This window comes from Treponema putidum, from assembly GCF_024401155.1.
Taxonomy (GTDB): domain Bacteria; phylum Spirochaetota; class Spirochaetia; order Treponematales; family Treponemataceae; genus Treponema_B; species Treponema_B putidum.
Window position 1 is genome coordinate 2,229,844 of sequence record NZ_CP038804.1, and the last position, 17,638, is coordinate 2,247,481.

At 39.5% G+C, this 17,638-nt stretch carries 17 protein-coding genes and 1 pseudogene; 7 read left to right on the plus strand and 11 right to left on the minus strand.

Translation table 11 applies throughout. The features are described from left to right. The first annotated feature begins 91 nt into the window (after positions 1-91). The 5 genes from E4N74_RS10420 (at position 92) to E4N74_RS10440 (ending at position 6,025) form a co-directional block, all read left to right on the plus strand. On the plus strand, positions 92-1,672 hold the full coding sequence (locus E4N74_RS10420; protein ID WP_255817576.1) for a sugar ABC transporter ATP-binding protein: 1,581 nt from the start codon (positions 92-94) through the stop codon (positions 1,670-1,672). Between the two features lies 1 nt (position 1,673). Further along, positions 1,674-2,714: an ABC transporter permease subunit gene (locus E4N74_RS10425; RefSeq protein WP_044978000.1), complete on the plus strand. Its 1,041-nt coding sequence runs from the start codon at positions 1,674-1,676 to the stop codon at positions 2,712-2,714. Between the two features lie 6 nt (positions 2,715-2,720). Continuing rightward, the gene (locus tag E4N74_RS10430; protein WP_044978002.1) at positions 2,721-3,857 is read left to right on the plus strand and encodes an ABC transporter permease subunit; all 1,137 of its coding nucleotides are present in this window, start codon (positions 2,721-2,723) and stop codon (positions 3,855-3,857) included. Beyond that, the gene (locus E4N74_RS10435; protein WP_044978004.1) at positions 3,854-4,258 is read left to right on the plus strand and encodes a DUF6672 family protein; all 405 of its coding nucleotides are present in this window, start codon (positions 3,854-3,856) and stop codon (positions 4,256-4,258) included. Before E4N74_RS10430 ends, E4N74_RS10435 begins: the two co-directional genes overlap by 4 nt. A 147-nt stretch (positions 4,259-4,405) precedes the next feature. Further along, on the plus strand, positions 4,406-6,025 hold the full coding sequence (locus E4N74_RS10440) for an ATP-binding protein (RefSeq protein ID WP_044978006.1): 1,620 nt from the start codon (positions 4,406-4,408) through the stop codon (positions 6,023-6,025). A gap of 122 nt (positions 6,026-6,147) precedes the next feature. Here the strand turns inward: E4N74_RS10440 and gltA are convergent, their stop codons facing one another. Then, positions 6,148-7,659 (minus strand): NADPH-dependent glutamate synthase, encoded by a 1,512-nt coding sequence (gltA, locus tag E4N74_RS10445; RefSeq protein WP_044978007.1) that lies wholly within the window; start codon positions 7,657-7,659, stop codon positions 6,148-6,150. A 14-nt stretch (positions 7,660-7,673) separates the two neighbouring features. Beyond that, positions 7,674-8,510 (minus strand): sulfide/dihydroorotate dehydrogenase-like FAD/NAD-binding protein, encoded by an 837-nt coding sequence (locus E4N74_RS10450; RefSeq protein WP_044978009.1) that lies wholly within the window; start codon positions 8,508-8,510, stop codon positions 7,674-7,676. 248 nt (positions 8,511-8,758) lie between these two features. Between E4N74_RS10450 and E4N74_RS10455 the strand changes: the two genes are divergently transcribed. Beyond that, positions 8,759-10,012 carry an HD domain-containing phosphohydrolase gene (locus E4N74_RS10455; protein ID WP_255817577.1) on the plus strand — a complete coding sequence of 418 codons (1,254 nt, stop codon included), beginning with the start codon at positions 8,759-8,761 and terminating at the stop codon, positions 10,010-10,012. Positions 10,013-10,017: 5 nt separating this feature from the next. On the opposite strand, the gene E4N74_RS10460 is transcribed toward E4N74_RS10455, so the two are convergent. The 4 genes from E4N74_RS10460 to ileS are packed head-to-tail and all read right to left on the minus strand — an operon-like array spanning position 10,018 to position 14,777. Then, entirely contained in the window at positions 10,018-10,377 is a 360-nt protein-coding gene (locus tag E4N74_RS10460) for a zinc ribbon domain-containing protein (protein WP_044978012.1), read from the minus strand. A 6-nt stretch (positions 10,378-10,383) separates the two neighbouring features. After that, positions 10,384-10,629, minus strand: coding sequence for an FmdB family zinc ribbon protein (locus E4N74_RS10465; RefSeq protein WP_044978014.1), 246 nt, complete (start codon positions 10,627-10,629; stop codon positions 10,384-10,386). 16 nt (positions 10,630-10,645) lie between these two features. Beyond that, a complete protein-coding gene (locus tag E4N74_RS10470) occupies positions 10,646-11,491 on the minus strand; it encodes a hypothetical protein (RefSeq protein ID WP_245608986.1) in 846 nt (281 codons plus the stop codon). Beyond that, the gene (ileS, locus tag E4N74_RS10475; RefSeq protein WP_255817579.1) at positions 11,475-14,777 is read right to left on the minus strand and encodes an isoleucine--tRNA ligase; all 3,303 of its coding nucleotides are present in this window, start codon (positions 14,775-14,777) and stop codon (positions 11,475-11,477) included. Before ileS ends, E4N74_RS10470 begins: the two co-directional genes overlap by 17 nt. A 199-nt stretch (positions 14,778-14,976) precedes the next feature. Between ileS and E4N74_RS10480 the strand changes: the two genes are divergently transcribed. Next, positions 14,977-15,552, plus strand: coding sequence for a glucosaminidase domain-containing protein (locus E4N74_RS10480; protein ID WP_044978021.1), 576 nt, complete (start codon positions 14,977-14,979; stop codon positions 15,550-15,552). 421 nt (positions 15,553-15,973) lie between these two features. Here E4N74_RS10480 and E4N74_RS10485 read toward each other — a convergent pair whose 3' ends face one another. From E4N74_RS10485 to E4N74_RS10500, 5 genes and pseudogenes are all read right to left on the minus strand, one after another. Further along, on the minus strand, positions 15,974-16,117 hold the full coding sequence (locus E4N74_RS10485) for a hypothetical protein (protein ID WP_158506566.1): 144 nt from the start codon (positions 16,115-16,117) through the stop codon (positions 15,974-15,976). 189 nt (positions 16,118-16,306) lie between these two features. Next, positions 16,307-16,474: a hypothetical protein gene (locus E4N74_RS12930; protein ID WP_420832878.1), complete on the minus strand. Its 168-nt coding sequence runs from the start codon at positions 16,472-16,474 to the stop codon at positions 16,307-16,309. Between the two features lie 5 nt (positions 16,475-16,479). Continuing rightward, positions 16,480-16,662: pseudogene (locus E4N74_RS12945) on the minus strand (ABC transporter ATP-binding protein); the annotation flags it as partial. Continuing rightward, positions 16,598-16,903, minus strand: coding sequence for a hypothetical protein (locus tag E4N74_RS10495; RefSeq protein ID WP_255817581.1), 306 nt, complete (start codon positions 16,901-16,903; stop codon positions 16,598-16,600). The gene E4N74_RS10495 and the pseudogene E4N74_RS12945, both read right to left, overlap by 65 nt. 133 nt (positions 16,904-17,036) lie before the next feature. Beyond that, positions 17,037-17,609, minus strand: a complete 573-nt coding sequence (locus tag E4N74_RS10500; protein WP_255805225.1) for a TetR/AcrR family transcriptional regulator — start codon at positions 17,607-17,609, stop codon at positions 17,037-17,039. Between the last annotated feature and the right edge of the window lie 29 nt (positions 17,610-17,638).

The following is a 17,638-nucleotide window of genomic DNA, read 5'->3' on the forward strand; positions in this document are numbered from 1 at the left end:
TTAAAGGATTATTTAATTTTCCTTAAACTCGTAACTTAATAGGGGCGGATTAGCTTCGCCCCTTACTTTTTGATTTTAGGACAGAACTGTTATGAATGACAATAAAGATTTTTTGACATTGGAAAATATCACAAAAGATTTTTCCGGAACACAGGTTCTGCAAGGTGTGAATTTCTCGTTAAAAAGAGGGGAAATAATCGGTTTGGTAGGAGAAAACGGGGCCGGTAAAACAACTCTGATGAGCATCTTGTTTGGAATGCCTGTTATTAATGATACAGGAGGATATGGCGGCCGCATTTTGATTGAAGGAAAGGAAGTCAAATTTAAGTCACCTTTTGATGCTTTGGATGCAGGGATCGGAATGGTTCACCAAGAATTTTCATTAATTCCGGGTTTTTCTGCAACGGAAAATATCATGCTTAATAGGGAATTACAGACACCCTCTATTCTTTCGGATTTATTTACTTCCCGATTAAGCTTGCTTAAAAGAAAAGAAATGAATGAAAGAGCTCAAGCCGTTTTAAACGAGCTTGGCGTTTCTATAGATGCACGCACACTAATTTCGGAAATGCCTGTAGGCCATAAGCAATTTACCGAAATTGCACGCGAAATAGACCGAGATAATGTAAAACTTTTGGTTTTAGACGAACCTACAGCCGTTTTAACCGAATCCGAGGCGGATATTCTTTTAGCGGCAGTAAAAAAACTTGCAGATAAAGGAATTGCCGTAATTTTTATTTCGCATAGATTGCAGGAAGTTATAGATACTTGCGATAGGGTTGTAATATTAAGAGACGGAAAAACGATTCAAGATAAGAAAACAAGCGAGATTACAATTCCTGAAATTGCAGCAGGTATGGTAGGCCGTGAAATTTCCAATACGGAAAAAAAAGACAAGAAAAAAAAGATTGGGCCCGTAGTCTTTGATGTAAAACACCTTTGGGTTGATATGCCGGGAGAGCTTGTCCGAAATGTTAACTTTTCGGTTAAAAAAGGCGAAATTTTCGGTATCGGAGGTCTTGCAGGTCAAGGAAAGGTCGGTATTCCAAACGGAATTATGGGTATCTTTCCGGCCGGAGGAACCGTAACCTTTAAAGGAAAGGAGCTTACTCTAAATAATACTAAGCAAGCCTTACAGGATGGTTTAGCTTTTGTTTCTGAAGACAGACGGGGTGTAGGTCTTCTTCTTGATGAAAGCCTTGAGTGGAATATCGCTTTTACGGCTATTCAATCTAAGAGAGAATATCTAAAAAGCTATCTAGGCGGGCTTCTTAAAATAAGAGATGAAAAAGCTATGAAGGAGCTTTCGGATAAGTACATAGATATGCTTCAAATACGGTGTACCGGAAGTCAGCAAAAAGCCAGAGAACTTTCGGGCGGAAACCAGCAAAAAATATGTTTGGCTAAGGCTTTTTGTCTTAATCCTGAAATTCTTTTTGTAGCAGAACCCACGCGAGGTATTGATGTAGGTGCAAAGGCCCTTGTTTTGGATGCTTTGAGAAAAATAAATGAGGAACTTGGTACCACAATTATTATGATTTCAAGTGAGTTGGAAGAGCTGCGCTCTATCTGCGACAGGATTGCAATTGTTTTCCACGGAGAGATTTCAGGAATTTTGCCGCCGGAAGAACAGCCGGCTGAATTTGCTTTATATATGGCGGGGGTAAAATAGTATGGAAAAATTTAAAAAAATACTTGCGGATTTCGGTATACCGAGAATAATTATTCTATTATTTCTTCTCAGCCTTTTTATAATTGCCCCCTTTGTTAAGGTAAGCATTGGCGCTTCTCTTTCGGATGTTGCAAACCGTTTCGGGATGAATGCCTTGATGGTTTTGGCTATGGTTCCAATGATTCAAACAGGCTGCGGTTTAAACTTCGGCCTTTCATTAGGAGTTTTGGGCGGGCTTTTAGGTTCTACTTTAGCAATGCAGTTCGGGCTTGTCGGTATTGTAGGCTTTTTTACTGCCGTGCTTTTAACAATTATTTTTTCCGGAATAATAGGCTTAGGTTATAGTCAGGTATTGAATAGGGTCAAGGGAGAAGAGATGACAATAGCTATGTATATAGGTTTTGCATCGGTTACCTTTATGGCTATTTTGTGGATAGTGCTTCCTTATTCAAACCCGAGCATGGTTTGGGCTTATTCGGGACAGGGCTTGCGTACTACAATAACTCTTGAAGGATATTGGGTCAATATTTTAAATAATTTTTTAGCTATTAAAATAGGATCCTTCAAATTCCCCACCGGTGTAATATTATTCTGTGCAGTATGTATGCTCTTAATGAAGCTTTTTATGAAAACGCGCACTGGTACGGCATTGACGGCTGTCGGTTCAAATCCGGATTTTGCAAGAGCAAGCGGAGTAAGCATAAACAGGGCACGAACTATAAGCATAATTCTTTCTACAATATGCGGCGGAATAGGAATCTTATTGTACCAACAAAGTTTCGGGTTTATTCAGCTTTATAAGGCCCCGCTTTTTATGGCCTTTCCCGCAGTAGCCGCTATTCTTATAGGCGGAGCTTCGGTAAATAAGGCTTCAATTTTAAATGTCGTCATAGGTACGATTCTTTTTCAGGGAATTTTATCGATGACGCCTTCAGTTATAAACAGTATTTTGCAGACCGATATGTCCGAGGTTATCCGAATTGTGCTTTCAAACGGTATGATTTTATATGCTCTGACAAGAAAAACACAAAAGACGAGGTAATTGATTATGAATAAAATAACGGAAACATTGAATAGAAAATTAAAGAAATTTTCGGTACTCGATTTTTTGGCTGATAATCTTGTTTCGCTTCTTTTCTTATTGATTTCTTTTGTGGCTATTCCCGTATCGGGACTTTCGGCCCATCATATTATCGGTGAGATTTTAACTCGAATAGGAAGAAACTCCTTTTTGGTCTTTTCCCTTATTTTGCCTATCATGGCGGGTATGGGTATAAACTTCGGTATGGTCTTAGGAGCCATGGCAGGACAAATAGGCTTAATCTTTGCAATGGACTGGGGTATCGGCGGTATTTACGGCTTGGTTTTTGCAGCCTTGATAGGGATGCCTCTTTCAGTACTGCTCGGTTGGGTTGCCGGCTCAATATTAAACAAAGCAAGAGGCCGTGAGATGGTAACAAGTTATATCTTGGGATTTTTCTTTAACGGTGTATATCAGTTCTTTGTTTTGTACCTCATGGGTTCTATTATACCGATGCACAATAAAGCTATAAAACTTTCGCGAGGTTTCGGCGTGCGCAATACTCTTGAGCTTGCTCCTGTAAGGCAAGTATTGGACACGACTTTCTCATTCAATATAGCGGGGTTACGTATACCTGTTTTGTCCTATCTCATTATTATTGCTCTTTGTTTATTTATCGTATGGTTTAGAAAAACAAAGCTGGGACAAGATATGAGGGCAATCGGTCAAAATCAATCGGTTTCAAATTCGGCCGGTATTGCGGTTGAGCATACAAGGATTATTTCGATTATAATTTCTACTGTATTGGCTTGTATAGGGCAGATTATATTCTTGCAGAATATGGGAAATATGAGTACATACAACGCACACGATCAGACAGGTTTCTTTGCTGCAGCTGCCATCTTGGTCGGAGGCGCTTCTGTCAGCAGGGTAAGCATAAAAAACGTCTTTATAGGCGTTGTTCTTCTTCACTTCTTGTACATTGTTACCCCTATGGCAGGTCAACAGCTTCTTGGTTCTGCAATGATAGGAGAGTATTTTAGAGACTTTGCCGGTTATGCGGCAATAGCCCTTTCATTGGTGCTCTATGCTGCAAGAAATCAACGAAACGCAGAGAAAAAGCGTTCCGAATTGCGTTTGCAAGCTGAAGGAGGAAAAAAATGAGAATACAATCGAAAAAAACAGTCCTGGCAATAAGAATCATTTTGCCTATTCTTTATATTTTGCTGCTTATACTTATGTTTACTATGGGCAGAACTCATGCTGTTTTATTTGAAAATAAAAAAGCTGAGGACGGCAGCTTTAAGGCTTTCGATGTAATTGAGGTCAGCTTTAACGGACAAGAACCTTCGGAACTTTTTAAGGGTGAGAGGGATCAAATCCTTTTGAGGGGCCAAAAGCACAAGGTCGTTATAAAATTTGCTGACGGCCGTGATGATTTTATTGGGGAATTTAGGATACCTCTTTTTCAGGATACGGTATTGCTGTCCCTTCCGGCCTTGGTAGAAAATTTGCCTTCGGCGGTAACTCCCTTTGAGTTATATACCGAACCTACAAAAGAATAGGGCTTTAAATTATTTTACATCAAATCAACCGCCTTGTAAAACAATTAAGTTTTTCGAGGCGGTTTTTGTTATATATGAAATATTGATAACTAAATATGTAGAACATTCCCCTCTTTTTATGCTATAATTATCGCTAGGAGGCTTAATATGGACTTTGATTTATCACGAAAAATACCTATCGGAATCCAAAGTTTTGAAAAGATGAGGAATGATAAATATTTATATATAGATAAAACTAAATATGTGTATAACCTTGTACGCACTTCCTCTCCATACTTTTTAAGCCGCCCGCGCAGGTTCGGCAAAAGCCTTTTTCTTTCGACGCTCAAGGCCTACTTTTTAGGCCAAAAGGAGCTTTTTAAGGGTTTATATATTGAAAAAGCTGAAGAAAAAAGAGCCGAAATAGAAAAAACAGAGGCTTGGGTAGAATATCCTGTTTTTTACTTGGATTTTAATGTGGGACAGTATGAATTGAAAGAAGCCTTAGCTGAAAGTTTAGACTATTTTTTAAAAAAGCAAGAAAAAATATATGGACTAACAAATGAAGGAGATTCTTTTGGGAAACGTTTTCAGTCACTTATAGAAGCGGCCTACAATAAGACCGGCAAGCAAGCCGTCATCCTTGTAGACGAATATGATAAGCCCCTGTTACAGACTATGGGAGTAAACGAAGCACTAAACGAAGAATACCGGAACACCCTCAAGGCCTTTTATTCGGTGATAAAAACTTGCGACCAATATATCCGATTTGCCTTTTTGACCGGTGTAACAAAGTTCAGTAAGGTAAGTATCTTCAGCGATTTAAATAATTTGCAAGATATAAGCATGCTGAATGACTATGCCGAAGTCTGCGGTCTAACTCAAGACGAGATAGAAAATACTTTTAAGCCTGAAATAGAAAGGTTAGCAGGTAACATCAAGAATAGCTATGATAAAATGATTGAAGAGCTAAAAAAGAGGTATGACGGATATAAGTTCAGTGTTTTAGGGGAATCCGTTTATAATCCTTTTAGTATCTTAAGCACACTTAATGCGGGAGAATTAAAAAACTATTGGTTTGCTACAGGAACACCGACCTTTTTAGTAAATTACTTAAAAGATGCTCATTATAATGTACCTAACTTAGACGGTAATGTAGAATTAAATGAAGCAGGTATAGAACTATATAGAGCAGATGCAAAAAATCCTTTGCCGATACTTTTTCAATCGGGATATTTAACGATAAAAGAATACATAGAAGAAGGTAATCTATATAGGTTAGGTTTTCCTAATGATGAGGTGAGGTATGGTTTTTTAGAAAATCTTTTGCCGGCCTATTGTTCACTTAGACCTGATGAGACAGGAGTTTCGATATGGGAGTTTGTAGAAGATGTAAGAGCTGGAAAGGTAGATGAGTTTATGGAAAGGATGCAGGCGATAATAGCTGGGGTACCTTATGATAACTTACCTAAGGATAAGCTTAAACTTAGGGAGCAAAACTATCAGACTGCCGTTTACTTAATCTTTAAATTAATGGGACAATTTGTGCAGACTGAAATATACTGTTTAAAGGGCAGGGCTGACTGTATAGTGCAAACAAAGGATTCTATCTACATCTTTGAGTTTAAACTAATGAGTGCAGGCAGTGCCGAAGATGCGATAGCTCAAATAAAAGAGAAGGGCTATGCGGATCAATTTAAGACTATGGGTAAAAAGATAATCCTTATAGGTTCGAGCTTTGATGAAGAGGAGCGGACTATCGGAGATTGGAAGACGGAAGAGCTTTAAACTATTAAAAAACTGCAATGTAATATGGAAAATTTATAGAAAAGTCGTAGAACCAAAAAAAGCTGCCCAAGCGTATTGATTCTTGGGCAGCTTTTTAAATTATCGGTTTAAAGTAAAAAAACTTATTTTGCCTTTAGGTACTCATTTATTGCAGCAGCGGCTTTTCGTCCTTCACCCATTGCAAGGATGACTGTTGCAGCACCTAAAACGATGTCTCCTCCTGCCCAAACGCCCTCAATTGAGGTTTTTTGGCTTTCATCGACAACGATATTTCCCTTCTTAGTAACTTCCAAGCCATGACTTGTTTGAGCCATAAGGGGATTGGAGTCATTTCCGAGGGCAACGATTACGGCATCTACTTTTATTTGGTGTTCGGTACCGGGTTTTGCCACAGGCTTTCTTCTGCCGGAATCATCGGGTTCGCCTAATTCATAGTCTAAGACTTCTATTGCACAAACTTTGCCTTCTTCATTTCCTATTATTTTTGTCGGATTTTGAAGAAAGCAGAATTCTACGCCTTCTTCTTCGGCATGGGCGACTTCTTCGATTCGGGCGGGCATTTCAGCACGGGTTCGGCGGTAAATACAGTAGACTTTTTTACAGCCGAGTCTATAGCCCATCCTGGCAGCGTCCATAGCTACGTTTCCGCCTCCGATTACGGCCAAAGTTTCAGCCTGATAAAGAGGAGTATCGGAGTGTACCGCATCATAGGCCTTCATAAGATTGGCCCTTGTCAAATACTCGTTCGCACTAAAAACACCGATTAGGTTCTCACCTTCAATTCCCATAAATTTAGGAAGACCTGCACCCGTTCCGATAAAGGCGGCATCATATCCGTCTTCTTTTAAGAGCTGCTCGAGGGTTTCAGTTCTTCCTACCAAGAAATTAGTTTTAAACTCTACTCCCATCTTTTCAAGGTTTTCGACTTCTTTTGCAACAATTTCTTTAGGCAAACGGAATTCGGGAATACCGTAAACCATAACGCCGCCTGTTTTATGGAAGGCTTCAAAGACGGTTACCGAGTGTCCTTCCCTGCGGACATCAGCTGCAACGGTTAAACCTGCGGGGCCTGAACCGATGATAGCAACTTTTTTTCCGGTTTCTGGGGCAACAGGAGGAACGGTAATCTTATTATTGTTTCTTTCCCAGTCTGCAACAAAGCGTTCAAGACGGCCGATGGCAACGGCCTGTTCGGGGGATTTGAGCATCTTACCTACTGTACAAAAGGCTTGGCACTGTTTTTCTTGAGGACAAACGCGTCCGCAAATTGCGGGTAAGAGGTTTGTTGTTTTTATGATGTCAACCGCCTTTTTATAGTCGCCTTTTTGAATTTCAGCAATAAATTCCGGAATCGGTACGCCTACGGGACAGCCTTTAACGCAGGGCTTGTTTTTGCAGTTTAAGCATCTTTCTGCCTCAATGCGGGCCTGCTCATCGGTGTAGCCCATAGCAACCTCATTCATCAAAGAAGCCCTTTTGTGAGGATCGAGGGTAGGCATTTCTTGAATCGGAATCTGTGTTCTTTCTTTTGGGGTTAAGGTTTTACCCTTTAAATCGGCCCAAAGCTGTTTAGCTCGAGCTGAAAGCTCTTCATGGCTTATGTGTTCATTACATTCTTTATTTGTATTTTCCATATTTTTCCCGCTCCTTAATTAAAAATACCGGACTTGCACTTATGCCTATCCTGATCTTCGCGTCCGCGGAAGGCCTTCATTCTCATCATCATATTATCGAAATCGACCTTGTGGGCATCGAATTCCGGCCCATCAACGCAGACAAATTTTATCTGATTGTCTACGGTTACACGGCAGCCTCCGCACATTCCCGTACCGTCAATCATAATCGTATTAAGCGAAACCGTTGTTTTTATTCCGAAGGGACGGGTAGTTTCTGCGCAGAATTTCATCATTATGGGCGGGCCTATTGCAAAAACTTCATCGGGAGGGGTTTGACTTTCACAGAGCTCTTTTAAGGGCACCGTTACAAGGGCTTTTCTTCCGTAAGAACCGTCGTCAGTGGTGATAATGAGCTCATCGGCAATAGCCTTCATTTCATCTTCAAAAACAATTAAGTCTTTATTTCTAGCACCAATAATAACTATAAGCTTGTTTCCTGCTTTTTTAAAGGCTTGCGCTATCGGGTACATGGGAGCGACACCAATACCTCCGCAGACACAGGCTACAGTCCCGCATTTTGTTATGTGGGAGGGGCGCCCAAGAGGGCCTAAAATCGCAGCGATGGAATCACCTACGTTTTTATTGCAAAGTTTGATGGTTGTGGCCCCTACAGCCTGAATAACGAGGGCAACCCAGCCTTCTTCGGCATTTGCATCGGCAATCGTGAGTGGGACTCTTTCGCCGAAGTTGGTATCTATTTGAACGATTACAAACTGACCCGGATGCCTGTTTTTTGCAATTTCCGGTGCTTCAACGCGCAAATAAAAAACCTCAGGCGAATATTGCCGTTTTTCAAGTATTTTGTGCATAATCATACTCCTCAAGGTTTATATTCTATAAAAAAATAATGATTTAAGATATTAATACACATCTTCAAATCAACAATAACCTTAACGGGTTATTGTATCAAAATTTACAAAATCTTGCAACAGGCTTTTATTTTTTGTATTTTTTTTAATCTTTTTTCTGTCTGTTGAATTTAACATACATTAAAAAAAATATCTCTAAAAAAAATATAGACTTTTTTTTTAGAATATAATATAATATAACGTTGGATATGATAGAAAAAAATAAATATAAAGAGTTGTCAAGGGAGCAAATCCTCATCAAGATACTTGAAACGGAATCTTTGATACACAGTGTTCAAGACGTTGATGTTCTTTTAGAGCAAATACTTACCGAAGCTAGGAGTGTTGTAAATGCCGATGCCGGTTCAATATATATAGTTGAAGGAGATAGACTTGCCATAAGATATGCTCAGAATAGCACACTGCAAAAAAAACTTCCGGCGGGTAAAAAACTTCCCTACACTTTTTTTGATTTTCCTATAGACAATCATACAATAGCAGGATATGCTGCAAATACAAAAAAACTTATAAATATCCCCGATGTTTACAATATTGACCCTGAAAAGCCTTTTAAGTTCGGAAAAGCTACGGATGAAAAAACAGGCTATAAGACGATTTCGAATTTAACTATCCCAATTCTTTCAATGTCGGGAATGATCTTGGGTGTACTTCAAGTTTTAAATGCTCTTGATAATAACGGTAAACCGGAAGCCTTTTCTCATGATGATGAAATTTATCTCAGTCATTTTGCTTCAAATGCGGGGATAGCTCTTGAACATGCTTTTGTAACGCGGGCAATGGTTATGCGTATGATCAAAACGGCTGAATTACGCGATCCTAGAGAAACAGGAATGCATGTAAATAGAGTTGCAAACTATTCGGTTGAAATTTATGACAGATGGGCATTTAATAACGGCATCCCTATGTCTGAGCAAACAAAATACCGTGACTCGCTAAAAATTGCATCAATGCTTCATGATATTGGAAAAGTTGCAATTTCGGATATGATTTTAAAAAAAGCCGAAAAATTAACCGATGAAGAATTTGCTATTATGAAAACCCATACATGGCTGGGCGCTCGTTTATTCATTGGGAACGATTCGCCTCTCGATAAACTTTCAATGGAAATAGCTTTGCGTCATCACGAAAACTGGGATGGGACAGGTTATCCCGGCCACATTGATATAGAAACGGGGAAAGCCCTAAAAACGGATAAAAAAACAGGCTATACTAAAGGACTTAAGGGAGAAGAAATTCCTCTTGGAGCAAGAATTGTTGCAATGGCGGATGTCTACGATGCGCTTTCCTCAAAGCGCTCTTACAAAGACTCATGGACCGAAGAAGACATTCTGGAAGAATTAAAAAAAATGAGCGGAAAGAAATTCGATCCGGAAATAGCAAAAGCCTTTTTTGAAGTGCTTGACAGAATCCAAGCAATTAAAGCCCATCTTGCAGATGAGTAGTTTTTTTAAGTCTTAAAATAAAATATATAGATAATCAATAAACCCAAAGAGCCTATGACAAGACTGTAAACCCACCAAGGAAGAGGATCATCATATCTATTGGATTTATATTTTGCGCGGTATTCTTTTAGTTTATTCCTATGATATTTTTTTGTGTTCTTATTAGAGTCGGAGCTTACAGCAAAACCGCAAGAGGGGCATCCGTTTATAAATTCATCCGTATGCCCCATATAATTACAAGAAGGGCATCTTACCGAAGCAAAAAAACGCCCGCAATGGGGACATACCTTTGTGTTCCGTTTTACCTCTTGCCCGCAGTTTTCACAAAAAAACTTAGGCGAATGCCCTTTTTGTACCTTGCCCATAAAATCCTAGTGCTTACATGTTGAGCATGAAGATGAAGAACAACCTGAACAGCCGCCTGAAGCAGCTTTTGGAGCAGAAGAATCATTTATATAAAAACCGGAGCCCCTAAAATTAATTCCTAAGCCCCCGGAAATAACTCGTCTTACAGGTTTACCGCACTCAGGGCATACAGATATAGGCTCGTCACTCATTCTTTGAAAAACCTCAAAATCATGGCCGCAAGAATCGCAGACATACTCATAAGTTGGCATCTTTTTCCTCCAATAATCAATAATTATATAAAGACTTTATTATTTCAATAATCTTGGATTCGGTAACGGGTCTATTTTCTATAATCAGCTTATTCTCTTCAAGTCTTACATCAGCCTTAAGCTGATTTTTAAAAAATAATTTTAATAAAGAAGCCGTCATCATATTTTTTGTTTCGATACTTAAATCGTACAGATATTCATTTTCAACTTCCGAATTCTTTTTTAAGTACATTTCTATTATGCCGACAGGGAGTCCAAGCTGAACCCCTATTATCTGTCCTAAAAAAAAGTCTCCGTTTTTTACAAATATTCCTATATCTTGCGAGCCGGAATTGACAAGGGCATCAAAGCGTTGAGAGAAGACAGCTTCCTCAGGTTTAGCCAATTTTTCTAAGAAGGTTTCCATATTAAGCCTATTATCGGGGCCCATAACCAGACAGGCTATTTGAGGTGAAGGAATAGAAACATCAACATAAGAAGATTTATAATATTTATATCTTTCCTTTGTCTTTTTAGGCTCCCAACCGTTTTTTTTCTTAAAAATACTGTCAGTCATTCCGTAAGGATATTTTCCTACGGCACAAATCCTAATTTCGGTAAGCCTTTCTTTTACAAATACACTGGAATATACGGCTGTAGTCCGGCTCAAGGCCTGTTTCATGGAGTCTCCTCCGACAGAAGTCAAAATAGGTTCCGCTATTTTTTTATTCTTCTCGATAGGCATATAAATATACATATCTGCACCATCGCCTATCATCCCGAAAGGTCTTACAACCCCCGGAAGAGGCGGAGCGGTTTTACATGAAGCAAGAACCAAAATAAAAGTGAGTGCAGTAAGGGTATTTCTAATTATTTTTTTCAATTCCAATCTCCCATTCATAATCACCGGCTTCAACAAGGCTTGTTTTAATGGAACCTAACTTTGCCAATTCTCCTGTTTTAAGCCAAGAAGATTGCACGCTCAAAGTTTCATCGCAAACATAGTCCTTAAAAAGCTCAAAGGCTTTTTCCAACTCTTTATTATCGGCATTTTTGGGAGAGGATGAAATATACAGTTTAATCCTATCTATGACATCAAGCCCGCATTCCTTACGCAGGGTCTGAATACCTCTTACCAAGTCCCTTATATAACCTTCCATCAAAAGTTCTTCCGTAAGCTCGGTATTAAGGCCTACGGTTAGGGTTCCTTCATTTACTATTTTTAAGGAAGCCTTTTCGAGCCTGTTTATTACAATCTTATCGGCAGTTATTTCGACGGTTTTTCCGTCAATATCGATACTTAAAGTTGCACCCTCCATTATGTTTTGAATTTCATTTGAATTCATCTGCTCAATGACGGCGGCGGCCTTTTTCATAAGGGGTCCTAATTCTTTTCCAAGCACCTTAAAATTAGCTTTAGCAGAGTATTCTACAAGTTCATCCTCTTTTTCATGGAAGATAACCTCTTTAACATTGAGTTCCTCGATTATACTTTCTTCCATTTCCAGAAGAACTCTTTTTTCTTCAGAATTGAGGGTTACTATTTCGACGGCCTTTAAGGGCTGCCTTATTTTTAAGTTAAACTGATAACGCAGAGACCTTCCCATTGAAATGGCCTTTTGAACAGTCTTCATCTTAAATTCCAGCTCACTGTTTCTTATCTTTTCGTTGTACTCGGGATAGTCTGCAAGATGGATAGAAAGAGCATCGCTTTCGGTACGTAAATTCTGCCAAATGCTTTCGGTAATAAACGGCACTACCGGAGCCGCAACAAGGGAAAATTTCTTTAAGGCACGGTAGAGGGTTTCGTAGGCCTGAGCCTTGTCTCCGTCATTTTCGCTTTTCCAAAAGCGGCGGCGGGAACGGCGGATATACCAGTTATTTAAAAGGTCAATATATTCTACCATCGGCGGAATAGCTTGAGCAAGGTCATACTTGTCTAGGGCATCAGTTACATCGGCAACAAGTTTTTCGGTTACCGATAATATCCACAAGTCTAAGGGATTATTTAATTTAGCTAAGAATTCTTCTACGCCCTCATCCTTTCCGTCAACCTTTGCATTATGAGGAGGTTTTACTCCGTCGATATTGGCATAGGTTATATAGAAACTGTAACTGTTCCAAAAAGGAATTAAAATTCCCTTAAGAACATCCCGCACTCCTTCATCCGAATATTTTAAGTCATCAGCCTTTACAACATTTGAATTCATTAAAAAAAGACGAAGAGCATCGGCCCCGAATTGTTTTATAACTTCGTTGGGGTCGGTGTAGTTGCGTAAGGATTTTGACATCTTCTTTCCGTCTTCTGCAAGCACAAGTCCGTTTACGATACAGTTTTTAAAAGCCGGCTTATCAAAAAGAGCTGCCGATAAAATCGTTAAAGTATAAAACCATCCTCTGGTCTGATCCAAACCTTCTGAAATAAAATCTGCGGGAAAGTTTTTTTCAAAAAGCTCTTTGTTTTCAAAGGGATAGTGCTGTTGGGCATATGGCATTGAACCCGACTCAAACCAGCAGTCCAGAACCTCAGGCACACGCTTCATTGTTCCGCCGCATTTTTTACAAGGAATACTTATCTTATCGACAAAGTGCTTGTGCATATCTTCGGGAAACACTCCCGAGAGCTCCTTTAATTCCGCTCTGCTTCCTACGCAAATTGTTTCACCGCAATCGGGACATTTCCAAATAGGAATAGGATTTCCCCAATAACGGTTTCGGCTGATAGCCCAGTCACGGGCGCCTTCAAGCCATTTTCCGAATCGGCCTGTTTTTATATGGTCGGGTTGCCAATTTATTTTGGAGTTAGCATTAAGTAGCTTATCCTTTATCTTTGTAACCGAAACAAACCAGCTTGCAACAGCCCTGTATATCAAGGGGCTTGAACACCTCCAGCAATGAGGATAGGAGTGCAAAATCTGGGCACGCTTAAAAAGTTTACCTTCATTTTTCAGCCTTTCCATAATTTGCTTGTCTGCATCCTTTACAAAAAGGCCTTGGTAATCAGGTACTTCTTGGGTAAATTTACATTCCGCATCTACGGGACAAACTGTCGGTACTCCGGTATCCGCAAAGATGCGGTTATCGTCTTCACCGAATCCGGGAGCCGTGTGAACAATTCCCGTTCCGTCCTCGGTTGTAACAAAGTCCCCTATCAAAATTCTAAAGGCACCCTGCCCTGCTTCAGCGTTTTTTCCGTCTTCATCAGCAGCAAGGTTTTTAAAATAAGGAAATAGGGGCTCATACCGTAAGCCTTCAAGTTCTGCACCCTTCTTTGTCCAAATCAGCTTATACTCTTTTGCTTCTTCTTTTCCCGTTTTTGCAAAATAAGCGTCAAGCCGAGGCACGGCCATTATATAGTGAGCTCCGTCATATTCTATTAAGGCATAGTCGATATCCGCACCCACAGCAAGTCCAAGGTTACTCGGCAGTGTCCAAGGCGTTGTAGTCCATGCCAAAAGATAGGTATCGGAAGGAAGGGCATTTTTTTCCTCAAAGGCTTTAGCTGCCGGAGAGTTTTTTACAGGCGGAAGAGCCTTAAAACGAATCGTTATTGCAGGGTCATGAACATCCTTGTAGCCGCCTAAGTTAAGCTCATGGTTTGAAAGCACTGTGGAGCATCTCGGGCAATAAGGAAGAATATAGTAGCCCTCATACAAAAGGCCTTTTTCCCAAAGACTTTTCATAATCCACCAAATGGATTCCATAAAGTTAGGTTCCATGGTCTTATAATCGTTTTCAAAATCAACCCAGCGGCCTAAGCGGGTAATCGTCTCTTTCCACTCTTTTACATAACGCAAAACGCTGGCACGGCAGGCCTCGTTAAATTTATCTATACCGTATTTTTCTATGTCGGTCTTTGAGTTGAGCCCCAATTCTTTTTCGATTAAATTTTCAACCGGAAGACCATGACAGTCCCACCCGAAGCGGCGTTCAACCCTAAACCCCTTCATTGTTTTATATCTGGGAATAATATCCTTAATTGTTCCGGGCACAAAATGTCCGAAGTGAGGCAGCCCTGTAGCAAAGGGCGGGCCGTCAAAAAAAATATAGTTATCGCGTCCATCACGGAATGAAACGGATTTTTTAAACACATCGTTTTTTTCCCAAAATTTTAAAACATCTTCTTCTTGTTTTGCAAAATCAACCTTAGGATCTACAGGTTTATACATTAGAAAACTCCAAAATACAAAAATTACAGTCGATGATTATACTATTTTTTTTTAAATTATACAACTGCTTGCATTTTCGCATTTTTCGCATTTTCGTATCACATTTTCGTTTATTTATCATAGTATTTTCAGCACAGCCCTGAGTTTTAAAAAAAATTAAAGTATTCAAGTCAGATTTATTTTCTCCGAAACTTTAATTATGAAAAGAAGGATTTTTTATATTTTTATTTTTTGTTTATCTTTTTTGTTTTTTTCATGTTTGAGCTTTTTTGTAAGACCGCCCCATTTTATAGAAAGTGCAGGCAGGTGTTCGGCAGAAGAATTAACCGCTTTTTTTATAAGTCAAAATCCTAAAAGAGATAGGGCAAAGGTAAAACGATTAGCACGGTTTTATATAGAAGAATGTGAGGCCGAAGGAATAAATTCTGATATTGCTTTTTCTCAAATGTGCTTAGAAACAGGTTTTTTGAATTTTGGAGGTCTGGTAAGTGAAGATATGAATAATTTTTGCGGACTAGGTTCAATCGGGGCAGGGAAAAAAGGAGAAAGTTTTCCAACTGAGAAGATAGGAGTTCTTGCTCATGTTCAACATCTAAAAGCCTATGCTACATCTAAACCCCTTTTAAGGCCTCCAACCGATCCCCGCTACAAATACGTTAATCCTAAGGGAAAAGCTCCCACGATCTATGAGCTTGCCGGAACTTGGGCTGCAGATCCGAATTACGGCAAAAAACTTGAAAGCATCTTAATAAGATTGTATAAATCGGTTTATTAGCCGGACAGGAAAGTTACTGCGAACCCTCCTATAATTGAAAGACCGCCCCCGATTCCGTTTGCCGTTTTAAAGAAAACTCGCCGTACTTTTTCCCGTACATGCCTGCCCGCTTTCATTCTCTCAAAACTGTATGTTCAATATATCTTTAAGTGTGAGCAATTCTTCAGAATTGCTCACACTTAAAGCCTTATATATGCGATGTTTTGCGCTTGTCGCAAAGCTCGTTGTTGAAGCGAGCGGCGCCACCTGTGCCGGGAACTTGGGCACCGGCACAAGGTTGGGAAACTATCTCTTTTATTTTATCCGCGATATACGCTTTGCCTTGCGAAAAACAAAAATACAGCAGCAGTGTAGAGTGGTAAGCCTGAGCCGTCGGATATAATACCGTCGGATCAGTGTTTTCTTTAATGTAAAGTACTTTTCATACGCCGTAGATGCTTTCACCGCTGCCCGAACCGCTTCCGCCCGCACTGTTAGGGCAGACGTTAAACAGTAGTGTGACGAGCAGTGCAAAAGCCGCTCCCAAAAAGGCAAAGGCCTTATGTCTTGAATAACTTGGTTTCATCTGAAAACATCCTTAAAAAGTTTCTCTCAATTGTTAATTTGTAATGGGAATTACATTAACCATTGATTACTGCACTTCTTAAAGCTGTTCGATTTCTTCAACGGAAAGCCCTATTTCTTCGGCTATTACGGATGTACAGTCTTTGACGGTCGACAAACACTGAGTCTTTGTATTTTCTGTTTGAAGTACTCATATTTCGATAAGGCCGCCCTTTCGGAAGACGAGAATTTGATCCGCTTGTTGAATAGTCTTTAGATGTGCGATAACCAGTACCGTTCTGTTTTTTGAAAGCTCCGTAATTGCTTCTTGTATAAGTGCTTCGTTTACGGGATCGACATTGCTAGTCATCTTATCCAAAATCAAATCGCCGACACATAATACATGTAGTGAGTTTCCATAGCCGCAAAAGGTTTATAAAATTCTTTTGAAACAACCGCAACAATCATAAAGTTGAACACATCAATGTTTCCACTTAATGCCTCAAGGCCTGAATACAGCAAAAGCACAAAATACCCCGCATCGATTAAAAACGAAAAAACCGAAAGTCCTGTCATGCGCCGTCTTTACGGCAAAGTAGTTAAACAAAGCCTTTAAAATAAAAGAAGCCGGAATACCCGAAATGATCATTTTAAAATTCAGAGGCGTAATTTCTTTTGAAAATAATGCGCTTATTAAGACCACCAATAAAACCTGCGGTATTAAGTCAAACACTATCTTAAGTGCAAGCAGCAAATTGGACAAAAAGTTTTTACCCGTCGCCGTTTTCTTTAATTCTTTTTCAGTCATACCTACCTCTAACCTATTTCTAAAATTGAATAATATTGAATTTTAATTCAATATTAAATTAAATATTATCTATAACTAACTTTTAAGGTTAGTTGTTACCGTTTTTTATCCTCATAAAATGAGGGCAGCTAACTTACAGCGATTCAACTCCGTTAAAATAGCACTTATTAAGAGCAAAGAGCATGTGTTCGGCCCATTTTTCATTTTTATAGTGCCGTGCAATTTCCATAAGCCCTTCAACATAATTATTGGCTAAGATATGGGCAAGCATTGGATCGTGGTTTGTTTTTGAATATCGTTTTAACCCATCTTTTATATGCCGTTCCAACCGCTTAACCCAAATGTCTTTTGCATCTTCATGTTTTGTTCCCGAACTTTTGTCTATCAAAATGATGAGTTTTATTCTGTCTTTTAACAGCTCGGGAAGCTGAGATGCCCCTCCTTGATTAAATCTTTCATAGGGACTTCCGGCTTCCATCTTTTCCTCATCTTCCATTATTTTAATTACCCGATTAAGAATACCGCCGACCGTTTCGTCAAATAAGGCCGCCTTATCCTTAAAGTATGTGTAAATAAGCGCAACGGGAACATCAGCCTCTTCCGCAACATCGGTAAGTTTGGCAGACCTATAGTCTTTTTCATAAAAGACCTTTACCGCCGCAGAGAGGATTTTATTTTTTACTTCTTCTTTTAATACCTGAGCCATAGTCTTCTTTATTCCGTCTTAAAATTGAA

Bases quoted from the DNA above. Each gene is read 5' to 3' on its own strand.
- E4N74_RS10425 (WP_044978000.1), top strand. From the start codon at position 1,674: ATGGAAAAATTTAAAAAAATACTTGCGGATTTCGGTATACCGAGAATA.
- E4N74_RS10500 (WP_255805225.1), bottom strand. From the start codon at position 17,609: ATGGCTCAGGTATTAAAAGAAGAAGTAAAAAATAAAATCCTCTCTGCG.
- E4N74_RS10460 (WP_044978012.1), bottom strand. From the start codon at position 10,377: ATGGGCAAGGTACAAAAAGGGCATTCGCCTAAGTTTTTTTGTGAAAAC.
- E4N74_RS10435 (WP_044978004.1), top strand. From the start codon at position 3,854: ATGAGAATACAATCGAAAAAAACAGTCCTGGCAATAAGAATCATTTTG.
- E4N74_RS10420 (WP_255817576.1), top strand. From the start codon at position 92: ATGAATGACAATAAAGATTTTTTGACATTGGAAAATATCACAAAAGAT.
- E4N74_RS10450 (WP_044978009.1), bottom strand. From the start codon at position 8,510: ATGCACAAAATACTTGAAAAACGGCAATATTCGCCTGAGGTTTTTTAT.
- gltA (WP_044978007.1), bottom strand. From the start codon at position 7,659: ATGGAAAATACAAATAAAGAATGTAATGAACACATAAGCCATGAAGAG.
- E4N74_RS10465 (WP_044978014.1), bottom strand. From the start codon at position 10,629: ATGCCAACTTATGAGTATGTCTGCGATTCTTGCGGCCATGATTTTGAG.
- E4N74_RS10480 (WP_044978021.1), top strand. From the start codon at position 14,977: ATGAAAAGAAGGATTTTTTATATTTTTATTTTTTGTTTATCTTTTTTG.
- E4N74_RS10430 (WP_044978002.1), top strand. From the start codon at position 2,721: ATGAATAAAATAACGGAAACATTGAATAGAAAATTAAAGAAATTTTCG.
- E4N74_RS10440 (WP_044978006.1), top strand. From the start codon at position 4,406: ATGGACTTTGATTTATCACGAAAAATACCTATCGGAATCCAAAGTTTT.
- E4N74_RS10495 (WP_255817581.1), bottom strand. From the start codon at position 16,903: ATGACTGAAAAAGAATTAAAGAAAACGGCGACGGGTAAAAACTTTTTG.
- E4N74_RS10485 (WP_158506566.1), bottom strand. From the start codon at position 16,117: ATGAAACCAAGTTATTCAAGACATAAGGCCTTTGCCTTTTTGGGAGCG.
- ileS (WP_255817579.1), bottom strand. From the start codon at position 14,777: ATGTATAAACCTGTAGATCCTAAGGTTGATTTTGCAAAACAAGAAGAA.
- E4N74_RS10455 (WP_255817577.1), top strand. From the start codon at position 8,759: ATGATAGAAAAAAATAAATATAAAGAGTTGTCAAGGGAGCAAATCCTC.